Here is a 13,298-nt window from a genome sequence, read left to right as displayed (position 1 = left end):
CCGCATCATCTGAAAGCGCGCCGAGAGTAACAGCTTTGCCTGGGGTCGCCTAGAGGGCTTAGCAAGCCTCAATAGTCACCAAAGTGACTCAATGAACTCTATAAGTCATTTCTAGAGTATTTAATCAAAATGTCGCATTGCGGTGCGTGCTGCAACCGACTCGGTCCCTGTAGGAGCGGGCTTGTCCCGCGATCGGGCGCGCAGCGGCCGCAAGCCAGACGGTCGAGATCGTCCTGATAAATCTCGCTGCCAGGTTCTACGGCCGCTCCGCGCCCGATCGCGGGACGAGCCCGCTCCCACAGGGATTGGGCTGGACGTTAAATTTTGAGCAAGACAATTGCTTCCACTGGTGAGGTGGATTTCAGGCGATGTCGCGCAACTCCCGACGCAGGATCTTGCCTACCGGCGTCATGGGCAGTGAATCGCGCAGCACGATGTGCTTGGGCACCTTGTAGCCGGTGAAGTTGGCCTTGCAGAAGGTCTTGAGCTCCTCGACGCTGACACCGCCCGCCCGAGGAACCACGAACAGTTTTACCGCTTCGCCGGAGCGTTCGTCGGGCACGCCGATCACCGCGCAACTGGCCACCTGCGGGTGTCCCATGACCACGTCCTCGATCTCGTTGGGATACACGTTGAAGCCCGAGACGATGATCATGTCCTTCTTGCGGTCGACGATGCGGGTGAAGCCGTCCGGGTCGATCACCGCGATGTCACCGGTCTTGAACCAGCCGTCGGCATCCAGCGCCTGGGCTGTCGCCTCCGGCTGTTGCCAATAGCCCTTCATCACCTGCGGCCCCTTGATGCACAGCTCGCCGCGTTCGCCCAGCGGCATCTCGTTGCCGTCGTCGTCGATGACCTTGAACGCGGTGCCGACCACCGGGATGCCCACCGTACCCAGCCGCGCCAGTTGCCCGTAGGGATTGGTACTCGCCACCGGGGAGGTTTCGGTCAGGCCGTAACCCTCGACGATGCGACAGCCGGTCAGGCTCTCCCAGCGCTCGGCGGTGGCCTTGACCAACGCTGTGCCGCCCGAGTTGGTGACCTTCAGCGCCGAGAAATCCAGCGACTTGAAGCCCGGGTTGTCCATCAGCGCGACGAACAGGGTGTTCAAGCCCAGCAATGCCGAAAAGCGCCACTTGCCCAGCTCCTTGATGAAGCCCGGAATGTCGCGCGGATTGGTGATCAGTACGTTGTGATTGCCCGTGACCATCATGCACATGCAATTCGCAGTGAAGGCATAGATGTGATACAGCGGTAGCGGCGCGATCATCACCTCCTGCCCTTCCTTGATCAGCGGCTGGCCGTCGGGCCCGTGCTGGGCGAAGCAGGCCAGCACCTGCAGCATATTGGCGACCAGGTTGCCGTGGGTGAGCATCGCGCCCTTGGCCAGCCCCGTGGTGCCGCCGGTGTATTGCAATACGGCGACATCCTCGAGCGTCTGCACCACCGGCTTGTACGTGAGTTCACGGCCCTCGCGCAGTACCTGCTTGAACGACACGGCCTGGGGCAGGCGGTAGGCCGGCACCATCTTCTTCAGCTTGTCGACCACCGTGTTGACCAGCCAGCCCTTGGCGGCCGGCAGCAGGTCGCCCATCTTCGCCTCGATCAGGTATTCGATGCCGGTGTCGGGCAACACCGTCTGCACGCGCTGGCCGAACATGTTCAGGTACACCAGCGCACGGGCGCCGGAATCCTTGAACTGGTGGCGCATCTCGCGCTCGGTGTACAGCGGGTTGGTGTTGACCACGATCAGCCCGGCGCGCATCGCGCCGAAGACGGCGATGGGGTATTGCAGGACATTGGGCATCTGCACGGCGATGCGATCACCGGGCTTGAGATCGGTGTGCTGTTGCAACCAGGCCGCAAAGGCCGCCGAATGGCGCTCCAGTTCGGCGTAACTGAGGGTGACGCCGAGGTTGCTGAACGCCGGGCGGTCGGCGAAGCGCTTGCAGGAACGCTCGAACACTTCGATGACGGATTTGTAAGCAGTGATGTCTATGGTGGAAGGCACGCCCGCCGGGCGCTTGTCATTCCAGAAGTCGGCTTGCATTTATTGTTGTTCCTCAGCCTGAACCGTCCATGACCTGATTGCCCAACGGCAAAAAGGCGTTGAGCCGACGTTAGCAGGTAAGCCGGAGGTGGCAAATACGCCAAGGGCTGCCATTAACATTGTGAATCTTATTTGTGCCCCTGCTGCAATCCTGGTCATTGTGCATACACTGAGCTCAATCCCGTGCACAAAGGATTTTCCATGGCCCACGACGCCTTCTGGCTGCCCGCCAGCGAGCACTGCAGTCTGTACGTCCACCAGTGGCTGCCGCAGACCCCGGTCAAGGCCGTGGTGCTGCTGGCCCATGGCATGGCCGAGCACGCCGGGCGCTACCGGCGCCTGGGCCATGCGCTGAACGATGCCGGCTTTGCCCTGTTCGCCCCTGATCTGCGTGGCCACGGCCGCACCGCAGAGCTAGGTAGCCTCGGCCTGTTCGCCCACCACCACGGCTGGAACACGGTGGTCAACGACCTGGGCCTGCTCAGCCAGCACATCGGCCAGCAGTTCCCCGGCACGCCGCTGTTCCTGTTCGGCCACAGCATGGGCAGCTACATCGCCCAGGCGTACCTGCTGCACCACAGTGGCAGCCTGCACGGGGCGGTGCTCAGCGGCTCGAACTTCCAGCCGGCTGCGCTCTATCGCGCAGCACGCCTGATCGCCCGCCTGGAGGCCTGGCGCCAGGGGGTGGAGGGCAAGAGCGCGCTGATCGACTGGCTGTCGTTCGGCTCGTTCAACAAGGCCTTCAAACCCAACCGCACGGCGTTCGACTGGCTCAGCCGCGACCCGGCCGAGGTCGACGCCTACGTCGACGACCCGCTGTGCGGCTTTCGTTGTAGCAACCAGCTGTGGCTCGACCTGTTGCAAGGCCTGGCACAGATCAGCCAGCCGCGCCATCTGGCGCAGATCGATCCGAACCTGCCGATGCTGGTGATCGGCGGCGAATGTGATCCGGTCAGCGCTGGCAAGCGTCTCACCCACCTGGCCAACGCCCTGCGCGCGACCGGCAATCGCCATGTACAATTGCGCGTCTACCCGCAGGCACGCCACGAAGTGCTCAACGAAACCAATCGCGACGAGGTCACCCACGACATCATTGCCTGGCTGGAGCAGGCACTGGCCCTTGGCCGCCCTGCCCGCAGCGAATGATGTGCACCACCTCGTCCCTCCAAGGAAGCCCTGATGACCCAGGTCACCAACACGCCCTACGAAGCCCTCGAAGTCGGCCAGAAAGCCAGCTATGAAAAATCGGTGGAAGAACGCGACATCCAGCTGTTCGCCGCCATGTCCGGTGACCACAACCCCGTGCACCTGGACGCCGAGTTCGCGGCCAAGAGCATGTTCCGCGAGCGCATCGCCCACGGCATGTTCAGCGGCGCACTGATCAGCGCTGCGGTTGCCTGCACCCTGCCAGGCCCCGGCACCATCTACCTGGGGCAGAAGATGAGCTTCCAGAAGCCGGTGAAGATTGGCGACACCCTGACCGTACGCCTGGAAATCCTCGAGAAGCTGCCCAAGTTCAAGGTGCGCATCGCCACCAATGTGTACAACCAGAACGACGAACTGGTAGTCGAGGGCGAGGCCGAGATCCTGGCACCCCGCAAGCAGCAGACGGTGGAGCTGGTATCGCCGCCGAACTTTGTCGCCGGCTGACCGAGCAGTATCCTGTCGCGGATCTACCTGCGACAGGGCTCCAACGCCCTCAGGCAGCGCTCGATATGCCGCCGCTCAGGTTCCTGGCGGGCCAGCGCCAGCGCCCTGACCCACGCCTCCCGGGCCTGCTGCACATGCCCCAATTGCCCGTGCAACTGAGCCTGTGCCGCGTGGGCCAGATGGTAGTCGAGCAACTCGCCCCGCCCCAGAATCGCCTCCACCTCTGCCAGGCCCGCCGCCGCGCCGTCACGGCTGGCCAGCGCCACTGCGCGGTTGAGTTCGATCACAGGTGACGGCCAGTGCCGCAGCAACACGTCATACAGGCCGACGATCTCTGCCCAGTCGGTCTCCTGGGCGCTGGCGGCCTCGGCATGCACCGCAGCGATCGCCGCCTGCACGCTGTAGGGCCCGATATCACGGCTGCCCAGCGCATGACGCACCAGGGCGCACCCCTCCTCGATCTGTGCCTTGTCCCACAGGCTGCGGTCCTGCTGGTCGAGCAGCACCAGCTCGCCTTCGCCATCAGTGCGCGCCCGCAGCCGCGAGGCCTGCAACAGCATCAACGCCAGCAGGCCGAACACCTCCGGGTCTGGCAGCAGTTGCGCCAGCAGCCGCCCCAGGCGAATCGCCTCGTCGCACAGGTCGCGCTGCACCAGGTCTTCCCCTGCCGATGCCGAATAGCCTTCGTTGAACACCAGGTAAATCACCCGCAACACACTTTCCAGGCGCTCTGCCAGTTCGCCCATGGCGGGCACCTGGTAGGGAATTCGTGCATCGCGGATCTTGGCCTTGGCCCGCACGATGCGCTGGGCGATGGTCGAGGGCGATTGCAGGAACGCGCGGGCGATCTGCTCGGTGGTCAGGTCGCACACCTCGCGCAGGGTCAAAGGCACCTGGGCATCGGCGGACAACGCCGGGTGGCAACAGGTGAAGATCAAGCGCAAACGGTCGTCAGCGAGCAGCTCCTCCTCGCTCGGATCCTGCGCCGGGTCTTCGAGTTGCATAATCAGCTGTGCCTGCGAGCGGTCGAAACGGGCGCGGCGGCGCAAGGCATCGATGGCCTTGAAACGCCCGGCCGAGACCAGCCAGGCCCGCGGGTTGGCCGGCATGCCGTCGCGCTGCCAGCGTTCGACGGCAATGAAGAAGGCATCATGCAGGGCCTCCTCGGCGAGGTCGAAATCACCCAACAGACGGATCAGGGTCGCCAGGATGCGCCGCGAGTCGCGGCGGTAGATAACCTCGACCTGGGCATGCAGCTCATCACCCGTCATCGTGTTGCGGTCCGCGGCGTCATCTTGGCTGACCTCCCGTCATCAGGGTTGCAGTTCGCGCACCGGCCTCACTTCGACACTGCCGACCCGCGCCGCCGGAATACCTTTGGCGATGTTCAGTGCCTCGTTGAGGTCGCGGGCATCGACCAGGTAGAAGCCGGCCAGTTGCTCCTTGGTTTCCGCAAAGGGCCCGTCGGTCAGGCTCATCTTGCCAGCGCGCATGCGCACGGTGGTGGCCGTCTGCACCGGCTTGAGCGCCTCGGCCGCAAGCATCCGCCCTGAGCCATGCAGGGACTCGGCATAAGCCATGCACTCGGCGTCTTCGGGGCTGTCGGGCAGGCTGTGCAGCAGCCCCTCGTCACAATAGACCAGGCACAGGTATTTCATGATCGTCTCCAGCTGACGTACGGTTCAGGGCTTGAGGTCGAAGCGAGCCTTCTGGGTTTCCATGTCGAACGGTGCCGACCAGTGCTCATGGATCACCTGCCAGCGCCCTGCACTACGACGATAGCCCACCGTGACGCGCATGAAGCCGCACTGGCTTTCATCGTCGGCCGGGCCGCAGCGGTTGAGCCAATGCGCCAGGGCCAGGTCGCCATCGGCCTGAACGTCCAGCTCGGCCACCTCGAAGACCATCGGACCGGTGCAAAAGCCCATGCACATTTCCCAATGCGCCTGGTAGGCAGCCTTACCCTTGAATTGCAGGGCCTGGATGGCGTCGAAGGCAACGATGTCATCGGCATAGGGCGCGACGATGGCCGGCAGGTCGCGCTCGCGCACAGCCTGGATCCAGCCGTCGATGAGTTGACGGATTTCGGTTTCGGCGGGGGTATTCATGGGCAAGCCTCCAGCAGGTCATCAGTGGGTGGCGCCGAGTGTTTGCGGCGCCTTCACTGATGGTCGACTGGGGATGGGAGGAATCGACAACGCTGGAAAACTTTTTGCGGTTTTCCGTTATCGGCCTGTGTCGACAGGCCTTCGCAGGTTCAAGCCCGCGCCGCCTGCTCGAACACTTCGTCGGCCCATTGGTTGAGACTCTTGCCTGCAGCTCGCGCTGCGACACTTGCGGCAGCGTGCACTTCAGGACGAATACGCAGCATCACTTTGCCGGAGGCCGGTTTTTCCGGGGCAATACCCTGCTCGGCACAATCCGCCAGATAATCTTCCAAGGCTTGAGCGAAAGCCTCGTGCAACGCAGGCACCGAGCTTGCGTGAAAGCTGATGATGTCACGCATCCCCAGCACACGGCCGACGAACAGGTCGTCGCGTTCGTCGTAATCGATGCGGGCAACATAGCCCTTGTAACGCATGCAACTCATATCCCAACTCCCGCCCTATAGAAAGTGCTATCAAATTAAGATATCACCACTTTCGCCGACACTGATTCAGGATTTTTCGTTGCGCACTCTCTACCCAGCCAGCACCTGCACATAACGCGCCCGGTCCACGTTGGCCCCGCTCAACACCACCGCAACCCTCCTGCCCTGCTGGCGTTCGCGCTCCTGCAACAGTGCGGCCAGCGCCGCGGCACCCGCGCCTTCGGCGGTGTTGTGGGTGGTTTCGTGGTAGAGGCGCATGGCCTGGGCGATTTCGTCATCGCTCACCCGGACGATGCGCGTGGCATGCTCACGCACCAGGGCGAAGGCGTCCGGGTGCGGCACGCGGCAGGCCATGCCGTCGGCAAAGGTGTCGGCGGTGGCCGTGGTGACGATACGCCCCAGCTCGAAGCTCTGTGCATAGGCATCCGCGGCGCTGGACACTACCCCAACGATCTCGGTCCGCAGCCCCAGCAGGTTGCGCGCCTGGATCAGCCCGCAAATGCCCGAACCCATGCCGATCGGCACATACACGGTGTCGAGGTCCGACACGGCCTCGAACAGCTCCAGCGCATAGGTCGCTACGCCGCGCACCAGCTCAGGGTGGAACGAGGGCACCATCCGGTAGCCGCGCTGTTCGGCCAGCTGGGCGGCGTACTCACGGGCCACGTCGAAATCGACACCGTGCTCGATCAGCTCCGCACCCAGCGCACGCATGGCGGCGTTCTTCTCCCGCGAGTTGCCTTCGGGCACCACGATCACCAGCGGCAAGCCTGCCTGGCGCGCCGCCAGGGCCATGCTCTGGCCGTGATTGCCGCGGGTGGCGGTGACCAGCCCCTGAGGCACATCACCGCTGGCCAGCAGCGAGCGCACATAGACCAGCCCGCCGCGCACCTTGAATGCGCCAGTCGGCGCATGGTTCTCATGCTTGACCCACAGTTGGCAGCCGGCCCGCTCGGCGAGCAACGGCCAGACGTGCTGTGGCGTCGCAGGCACATGCTGGTGAACGAAATCGGCGGCTTCGCGCAGGGCTGTGAGGTCGAACATGGCGGTCATCCTTCATCGAGGGCAGTTGCGACGATCCTGAGCGCCGGGCATTGTATGGGTCAAACCTTATATTGCATGGGTAGCAATTTCGTGTGGACCCCGGAACTGATCGACGACGCCCAACCCCGCTACCTGGCACTGGTCGATGCCATCGCCGCCGCCATCGAACGCGGTGAGCTCAAGGTAGGGGAACGCCTGCCGCCACAACGGCGCCTGGCCTGGAAGCTGGGGCTCAACCCGAGCACCACCCAGCAGGCTTATCGCGAAGCTGCCGCGCGACATCTGGTGGCCGGCGAAGTCGGGCGAGGTACCTACGTATTGGCGGGTAGCAAGGAAGCAACGCTGTTTCGCCTCAAGCAGCACGACCGGCATTCGTCGCTGATCGACCTGTCGACCAACGTACCCGTGGCCGATCCGCACCCGCACGACCTGCAACACAGCCTCCAGGCATTACTGCTAGCGGACGACCTCAACCTGCTCGATCACTACCTCGATCACGACCAGTTGCTGCTCGGTCGCGTGCATGGCGCACGCTGGCTGGCCCAGCGCGGGCTGACGCTGGGCGCTGACGACCTGCTATTGTGCGGCGGCGCCCAGCAAGGGCTGGCCTGTGTGCTGCAGTCGCTGTGCCAGCCTGGCGAGGCGGTCATGGTCGAAGCCCTGACCGCACCAGGGATCAAGGCAGCGTGTCGCCAGTTGCGCCTGCCAGTGCATGGCGTGGCCCTGGATCACCAAGGGCTGCGCCCGGATGAGCTCGACCGGGTGACGCGGGCCAGCGGCGCCAGGGTGCTGGTGACCACACCCACCCTGCACAACCCCACCGGGGCGTGCATGGGCGACAGCCGTCGCCAGGCCGTCGCCGAGGTGGTGAAGCGCCACGGCCTGCGGGTGATCGAGGACGATGTCTATGGCGCGCTGAGCGAGCGGGCGCCCTTGTACCCCTTGCTCGACGGCCAGGGGATACTCGTCAGCAGCTTGTCCAAGACGGTCGCAGCGGGGCTGCGCCTGGGCTGGATCGCCGCACCGGCATCGGTGCTGGAACACATCGACCCGCATGCCCGGGCCACGCACTGGCCGGTGTCACCGCTGAACCTGCGCATCGCCTGCCAATGGATCGCCAATGGCACAGCCGCGCGGCGACTGGCTTGGCAACGGGAGGAAATCGGGGAACGCTGGCGCCTGGCGCGGCGGGTATTCGGTGAAGCTATGCGTGCTCAGGATGAACCCTCGCCGCATGTCTGGGTGAACACCCCAGGGCCTGCTGAAGCCCTGGTAGGGGCGTGCCGGGCACGCGGGGTCGAAGTGGTGCCGGCCAGTGTCTTCGCGGTGGGGGGCGATGAAGTGAGGGCAGTGCGGATCAGCCTGTCGGCCGCCACCAGCCGCGCGCAGCTCAAGCAAGGGCTGGACGTCGTGCGCGCGGTACTTGGCGAGCTGGCAGGCAAATAGCACTCACCCCTGCTGGCAACCCTCGCCCATGGCTCGGTACTGAATGGTGTGCACCTGGCCCTGATGATCTTCATAGGTCATGGTTGCCGGCACCACCTCGCAGACATCGGGGATGGTCGACAGATTGATCACCCGCTTGATATCCAGGTTCATCGAGTAATCGTACTGCACCGGGGGCTGGGTCTGGGTGGTCTTGGCCTCGTCCGCGAGGGCGAGCGAAGACATCCCGACCAATGCAAGAATGAGTAATGTTTTCATGAGTCTGTGGCCTTGAAAGCAATCACGTTGATCGATTGACTTCTTATGCCGTCACTGGCGCGGAGAAGTTGTCATCGTCGGCGATGACACGAAGCACCGATCCCGCATCGTCGTACTGCAGAAGGGATGAGTGAAATTCTACGCCCGCCACCGAATACTTGAACCCTGCAGTCGGATATTCACCCTTGCCAGATTTGCAACAATCTGCGACAAAGCCCCCATGACCCTGCCCGAATTCCTCCCGCTCTGCCGCTCGCAGCGCCGCCTGCTCGACCACTTCTACCGCCAGCACGGCTCGCGCATGCGCGCCAGTGCAGAGGGCCAACTGTGGGTTGCGCGCGCGCAGGCTATGGTGGGTGCATTGAACCTGACGCCCGTCGCCGACGGCCACTGGCTGACCGGCCTGTTCGTGGCGCCGCAATGGCGTGGCCAGGGTGTTGCCGCAGGGTTGGTCAGCGCAGCGCTGGCCAACAGGACAGGCCCGACCTGGCTGTTCTGCCACCCCGAACTGCAAAGTTTCTATGCGCGGCAGGCTTTCACAATGGCGAGCGCTCTGCCCGCCGAACTGGCCTCGCGGCTGGCCCGCTACCAGCGCAGCAAAACGCTGGTAGCGATGGTGTGCGCTCAGTCGTCGGCAACGTCGAGCCCGGGGAACAGCACCTCGGTGTAGCCGAAGCGGGAAAAGTCCTGGATCCGCGATGGGTAGAGCCGCCCGATGAGGTGGTCGCATTCGTGCTGCACCACCCGCGCATGGAAGCCATCGGCGAAGCGGTTGATCGGGGCCCCCTGGGGGTCGAGGCCCTCATAGCGGATGTGCTTGTAGCGGGGCACGACACCGCGCAAGCCCGGCACCGACAGGCACCCTTCCCAACCCTCCTCGAGCTCGGTGGACATCGGCGTGATCAGCGGGTTGAGCAGGATAGTCTGCGGCACGGGCTCGGCGTCCGGATAACGCTCGCTGCGCTCGAATCCGAAGATCATCAGCTGCAGGTCGATGCCGATCTGCGGCGCGGCCAGGCCGACACCACCGACGTGGCGCATGGTCTCGAACATGTCGTCGATCAGTTGCTGCAGCTCAGGGCTGCCGATCATGTGCTCGGGCACGGGCGGTGCGATGCGCAGCAGGCGCTCATCGCCCATCTTGAGGATGTCACGGATCATCAGGGGTTCGGCTCACGGGTCTGGGGTTCGGCATGCGCGGGATGCTCATGGCCGAGCACAGTGATGGTCTCCTTCCGCTGCTCGCCGTCGAATTCCTTCTCGCCGGGGTTCTTGCCTTCAGCCGACATGTGCTCGATCACCGCATTCATCTCGGCGCCCAGCAATAGCACGGCGGCGGAGATATAGAAATACAGCAACAGCACGATGATCGCCCCGATGCTGCCGTACATGGCGTTGTAGTCGGCGAAGGTCTTGACGTAGTAGGCAAAGCCCAGCGAAGCGACGATCCACACCACCACCGCCAGTACGGAGCCTGGGGTGATGAAGCGGAATTTCTGCTTAACGTCGGGCATCACGTAGTAGATCAGCGCCACCGCCACCATCATCAGGATGATGATCGCCGGCCAGCGCAGCACGGTCCAGATGGTGACGATCACCTCCTGCAGGCCGACTTGGGCCGCGATCCACTCCATCACCTGCGGCCCCAGCACCATGAGTGCGGCGGCGGCCAGCAGCATGCCGGCAATGCCGATGGTGTAGAAGATCGACAGCGGAATGCGCTTCCACACCGGGCGGCCCTCGGGCACATCGTAGGCGGCGTTCATGGCGCTCATCATCAGGCGCACGCCGGCCGAGGCGGTCCACAGGGCGATGACGATACCCACCGAGAGCAATCCGCCCTTCGATTGCTGCAACTGGTCGATCACCGGATTGACTTGTTCGAGTGCCTGGGGCGGCAGCACCAGTTCCGATTGCAGGCGCAACCAGGAGAAGAAGTCGGGCAGGTGCAGGAAACCGATCAGCGCGATCAGGAACAGAATGAAAGGGAACAGCGAGAACAGCATCTGGTAGGCCAGTGCCGAGGCATAGGTGGACATCTCGTCATCGAGGAATTCCTTGACGGTGCGCACCAGCACGCGGTGCAGAGGCAGGCCCTGCAGGGCGGGAAAAATCATAGCGTCTCCTTTCGCCGCTTGATCGTCGTGGTTGCAACTGTGCAGACAAGTCTAATAGACCACGCGCACCGCGTACTGCTCACTGGCGAAATCAGGAAAACGGCTACGGCGGACGTTGGGGCAAAACGGTAAGGCCCCATGGGCGCAAAACGGCGCGCCCACAAGGCCCTATGCATCAACCGCGGTTCAAGGCTTCTTCACCGCATCCTTGACCTTGCCCACCGCCTGCTGCCCTTCGCCCTTGAGTTCCTGGGCCTTGCCCTCGGCACGCAGCTTGTCGTTGCCGGTCGCTTTACCGACGCCTTGCTTGATGTTGCCAACCGCTTCGTTAGCCAGGCCCTTGGCTTTGTCTTTGGTGCCGCTCATGGCGAATCTCCTGCAAAAAGAGACACGTGAACCGTGTCGACAAAAGGTGGACCGGTTCGCTTGCGCAAGAGTTTCAACATTTTTTCGGGCACCAAGCCGAACGGCAAACAGCGGGCGAATACCGCACCGAATTGTCCCAGCGCCGCTGCGCACTCGGAAGGCGCAGCTCTAGAATCCGGCCATTCATAAAAACAACAGTTCGTGGAAACCTTGCACATGCGATTGATGCCCCTACTCGCGGCCATGCTGCCGTTACTTCCCCTGCCCGCCCTCGCCGCCGCCCCGACCGCCTTGCAAACCTTGCGGGTCGAGCGCTACACCGACGACGACCAACCCGGCACCCTGCGCTGGGCCCTGGAAACCAGCAACCGCAACCCCGGCCACTACCGCATCGACATCGCTGCAATCGGCGAGCCGCCCTACGTGATCCGTCCGAGCCGGCCACTGCCGGAAATCAAGGGCCCGCTACGCATCACCGGCCTGGCCTGGGCACGTGACGGCCAGTACGTCGCCATCGACGGCGCCGGCTATATCAAGGACCAGGGGGTACGCACCTGCCCAGGCGCCCTGCCCGGCCAGTTCGGCACCAATGTGCGCACCACCACCAACCCCGGCCTGGTGCTGCGCGACACCCAGGGCGTGCACTTGAGCGGCCTGGAGGTGCGCAACTTCTGCATCGGCATCCTGGTTAACCGCGCCAGCGGCAACGTCATCGAAGACAACCGTATCGTCGCCAACAAGGGCGGGGCCGGGATCATGCTCACGGGCGATGACGGCGCGGGCAACCCGACGGCCACCACCACGGTCAACAACAAGGTGCTGCGCAACCAGTTGATCGACAACGGCGACGGCCTGGAGCTGACCCGCGGCGCCGCCTTCAACCTGGTGGCCGACAACCTGTTCCGCTCCACCGACGCCAACCCCGAGCCCTCCCAGGGCATCGAGATCCTGCTGGGCAACGACAACAGCGTGGTGCGCAACCGCTTCGAGAACTACTCCGACGGCCTGCAGATCAACTGGGGCAAGCGCAACTACCTGGGCGCCAATACCTTCACCGGCAACTCCATCGGCATCAGCGTGACCGGCGAGGGCAACATCCTCGACGGCAACCTGATCCACGGCAACCGCATCGGCGTGGCCCTGCGTCCGGAGCCGGAAGTCACCGCCACACGCGTCACTGCCAATCGCATCTGGGGCAATGGCCTGGACATCCGGCGCTGCGAGGCGGGTGGCTCGTGCGTAGCGGACCAGCGCACCGGCGCGATCATCTTCGGTGTGCCAGCCCAGGCCCACGCGCTGTACGTCGGCTCGCGCGGTGTCGGCGCGGAACTGGCGAAGAAGGACCAGGCGATCATCTGCGATGGCAGCGGCCAACCCCAGCCGTGCCAGCCGCTGCCCAATCACAATCAACAGGCGCCGCGTCTGACCGGGCTTGCCGGGCATGTGCTGCAAGGTGAAGTGCAAGGGCCGGTATCCAGCCTGCTGCGCATCGAGGTGTTCGGCAATGCGGCAGCGGAGGGGCGGGAAGCGGAGCAGTATCTGGGCGAGGTGTTGGTCGGCAGCGATGCCCAGGGCAAGGCACGGTTCGAGAAGACGCTGGATGCCATTGCGGGGCTGAACAGCTTTACCGCGACGGTCACCACCGCCGATGGCGCGACCTCGGAGTTGAGCCAGCCGTTGCGGCGCTGAAGCTCAAGGCCTCTTTGCGGGCAAACCCGTGAGGAGGCCGGCGCAACCCACCCCGCAACCCTTGCCGCGCCCCGCGCCACCCCGCACA

15 protein-coding genes are annotated in these 13,298 nt (G+C 64.2%); 5 read left to right on the top strand and 10 right to left on the bottom strand.

Annotated features, from left to right (window positions below):
- Positions 1–361: 361 nt before the first annotated feature.
- A complete protein-coding gene (fadD2, locus tag ACMGGG_RS05260; RefSeq protein ID WP_414154998.1) occupies positions 362–2,050 on the bottom strand; it encodes a long-chain-fatty-acid--CoA ligase FadD2 in 1,689 nt (562 codons plus the stop codon).
- A gap of 201 nt (positions 2,051–2,251) precedes the next feature.
- Between fadD2 and ACMGGG_RS05255 the strand changes: the two genes are divergently transcribed.
- Both ACMGGG_RS05255 and ACMGGG_RS05250 read left to right on the top strand, forming a co-directional pair.
- Positions 2,252–3,196: an alpha/beta hydrolase gene (locus ACMGGG_RS05255; RefSeq protein WP_054893310.1), complete on the top strand. Its 945-nt coding sequence runs from the start codon at positions 2,252–2,254 to the stop codon at positions 3,194–3,196.
- 33 nt (positions 3,197–3,229) lie between these two features.
- Positions 3,230–3,700, top strand: a complete 471-nt coding sequence (locus tag ACMGGG_RS05250) for a MaoC family dehydratase (RefSeq protein ID WP_054893311.1) — start codon at positions 3,230–3,232, stop codon at positions 3,698–3,700.
- Positions 3,701–3,723: 23 nt separating this feature from the next.
- Here the strand turns inward: ACMGGG_RS05250 and ACMGGG_RS05245 are convergent, their stop codons facing one another.
- The 5 genes from ACMGGG_RS05245 to ACMGGG_RS05225 form a co-directional block, all read right to left on the bottom strand.
- Positions 3,724–4,971, bottom strand: a complete 1,248-nt coding sequence (locus tag ACMGGG_RS05245) for an RNA polymerase sigma factor (RefSeq protein ID WP_054893312.1) — start codon at positions 4,969–4,971, stop codon at positions 3,724–3,726.
- Between the two features lie 42 nt (positions 4,972–5,013).
- On the bottom strand, positions 5,014–5,358 hold the full coding sequence (locus tag ACMGGG_RS05240) for a YciI family protein (protein ID WP_063543704.1): 345 nt from the start codon (positions 5,356–5,358) through the stop codon (positions 5,014–5,016).
- A 24-nt stretch (positions 5,359–5,382) separates the two neighbouring features.
- On the bottom strand, positions 5,383–5,808 hold the full coding sequence (locus tag ACMGGG_RS05235) for a YybH family protein (RefSeq protein ID WP_054893314.1): 426 nt from the start codon (positions 5,806–5,808) through the stop codon (positions 5,383–5,385).
- A gap of 149 nt (positions 5,809–5,957) precedes the next feature.
- Positions 5,958–6,290 (bottom strand): type II toxin-antitoxin system HicB family antitoxin, encoded by a 333-nt coding sequence (locus tag ACMGGG_RS05230; RefSeq protein ID WP_151924220.1) that lies wholly within the window; start codon positions 6,288–6,290, stop codon positions 5,958–5,960.
- A gap of 90 nt (positions 6,291–6,380) precedes the next feature.
- Entirely contained in the window at positions 6,381–7,334 is a 954-nt protein-coding gene (locus tag ACMGGG_RS05225) for a threonine dehydratase (RefSeq protein ID WP_414154997.1), read from the bottom strand.
- Positions 7,335–7,409: 75 nt separating this feature from the next.
- On the opposite strand from ACMGGG_RS05225, the gene ACMGGG_RS05220 reads away from it, so the two are divergent.
- Positions 7,410–8,780, top strand: coding sequence for a PLP-dependent aminotransferase family protein (locus tag ACMGGG_RS05220; protein WP_414154996.1), 1,371 nt, complete (start codon positions 7,410–7,412; stop codon positions 8,778–8,780).
- 3 nt (positions 8,781–8,783) lie between these two features.
- Here the strand turns inward: ACMGGG_RS05220 and ACMGGG_RS05215 are convergent, their stop codons facing one another.
- A complete protein-coding gene (locus ACMGGG_RS05215; RefSeq protein ID WP_054893315.1) occupies positions 8,784–9,038 on the bottom strand; it encodes a DUF2790 domain-containing protein in 255 nt (84 codons plus the stop codon).
- 220 nt (positions 9,039–9,258) lie between these two features.
- On the opposite strand from ACMGGG_RS05215, the gene ACMGGG_RS05210 reads away from it, so the two are divergent.
- Positions 9,259–9,708, top strand: coding sequence for a GNAT family N-acetyltransferase (locus ACMGGG_RS05210; RefSeq protein WP_414154995.1), 450 nt, complete (start codon positions 9,259–9,261; stop codon positions 9,706–9,708).
- Here ACMGGG_RS05210 and def read toward each other — a convergent pair.
- The 3 genes from def to ACMGGG_RS05195 form a co-directional block, all read right to left on the bottom strand.
- Positions 9,663–10,199 carry a peptide deformylase gene (gene def / locus ACMGGG_RS05205; RefSeq protein WP_414154994.1) on the bottom strand — a complete coding sequence of 179 codons (537 nt, stop codon included), beginning with the start codon at positions 10,197–10,199 and terminating at the stop codon, positions 9,663–9,665. The two genes, ACMGGG_RS05210 and def, sit on opposite strands and share 46 nt — an antisense overlap.
- A complete protein-coding gene (locus ACMGGG_RS05200) occupies positions 10,199–11,155 on the bottom strand; it encodes a YihY/virulence factor BrkB family protein (protein WP_414154993.1) in 957 nt (318 codons plus the stop codon). The genes def and ACMGGG_RS05200 overlap by 1 nt, the downstream gene beginning before the upstream one ends.
- Before the next feature lie 186 nt (positions 11,156–11,341).
- Positions 11,342–11,521 carry a CsbD family protein gene (locus tag ACMGGG_RS05195; RefSeq protein WP_414154992.1) on the bottom strand — a complete coding sequence of 60 codons (180 nt, stop codon included), beginning with the start codon at positions 11,519–11,521 and terminating at the stop codon, positions 11,342–11,344.
- 216 nt (positions 11,522–11,737) lie between these two features.
- Here ACMGGG_RS05195 and ACMGGG_RS05190 point away from each other — a divergent pair, with 216 nt between their 5' ends.
- Positions 11,738–13,210 carry a nitrous oxide reductase family maturation protein NosD gene (locus ACMGGG_RS05190; protein WP_414154991.1) on the top strand — a complete coding sequence of 491 codons (1,473 nt, stop codon included), beginning with the start codon at positions 11,738–11,740 and terminating at the stop codon, positions 13,208–13,210.
- The last annotated feature ends 88 nt before the right edge of the window (positions 13,211–13,298 follow it).

Origin of the sequence: Pseudomonas sp. BNK-44-b, assembly GCF_047456245.1 — a bacterium.
Classification (GTDB): domain Bacteria; phylum Pseudomonadota; class Gammaproteobacteria; order Pseudomonadales; family Pseudomonadaceae; genus Aquipseudomonas; species Aquipseudomonas machongensis.
Note: the sequence above shows the minus strand (reverse complement) of the source record. Positions and strands in the feature narration are given on the sequence as shown.

Bases quoted from the DNA above. Each gene is read 5' to 3' on its own strand.
- fadD2 (WP_414154998.1), bottom strand. From the start codon at position 2,050: ATGCAAGCCGACTTCTGGAATGACAAGCGCCCGGCGGGCGTGCCTTCC.
- ACMGGG_RS05255 (WP_054893310.1), top strand. From the start codon at position 2,252: ATGGCCCACGACGCCTTCTGGCTGCCCGCCAGCGAGCACTGCAGTCTG.
- ACMGGG_RS05250 (WP_054893311.1), top strand. From the start codon at position 3,230: ATGACCCAGGTCACCAACACGCCCTACGAAGCCCTCGAAGTCGGCCAG.
- ACMGGG_RS05245 (WP_054893312.1), bottom strand. From the start codon at position 4,971: ATGACGGGTGATGAGCTGCATGCCCAGGTCGAGGTTATCTACCGCCGC.
- ACMGGG_RS05240 (WP_063543704.1), bottom strand. From the start codon at position 5,358: ATGAAATACCTGTGCCTGGTCTATTGTGACGAGGGGCTGCTGCACAGC.
- ACMGGG_RS05235 (WP_054893314.1), bottom strand. From the start codon at position 5,808: ATGAATACCCCCGCCGAAACCGAAATCCGTCAACTCATCGACGGCTGG.
- ACMGGG_RS05230 (WP_151924220.1), bottom strand. From the start codon at position 6,290: ATGAGTTGCATGCGTTACAAGGGCTATGTTGCCCGCATCGATTACGAC.
- ACMGGG_RS05225 (WP_414154997.1), bottom strand. From the start codon at position 7,334: ATGTTCGACCTCACAGCCCTGCGCGAAGCCGCCGATTTCGTTCACCAG.
- ACMGGG_RS05220 (WP_414154996.1), top strand. From the start codon at position 7,410: ATGGGTAGCAATTTCGTGTGGACCCCGGAACTGATCGACGACGCCCAA.
- ACMGGG_RS05215 (WP_054893315.1), bottom strand. From the start codon at position 9,038: ATGAAAACATTACTCATTCTTGCATTGGTCGGGATGTCTTCGCTCGCC.
- ACMGGG_RS05210 (WP_414154995.1), top strand. From the start codon at position 9,259: ATGACCCTGCCCGAATTCCTCCCGCTCTGCCGCTCGCAGCGCCGCCTG.
- def (WP_414154994.1), bottom strand. From the start codon at position 10,199: ATGATCCGTGACATCCTCAAGATGGGCGATGAGCGCCTGCTGCGCATC.
- ACMGGG_RS05200 (WP_414154993.1), bottom strand. From the start codon at position 11,155: ATGATTTTTCCCGCCCTGCAGGGCCTGCCTCTGCACCGCGTGCTGGTG.
- ACMGGG_RS05195 (WP_414154992.1), bottom strand. From the start codon at position 11,521: ATGAGCGGCACCAAAGACAAAGCCAAGGGCCTGGCTAACGAAGCGGTT.
- ACMGGG_RS05190 (WP_414154991.1), top strand. From the start codon at position 11,738: ATGCGATTGATGCCCCTACTCGCGGCCATGCTGCCGTTACTTCCCCTG.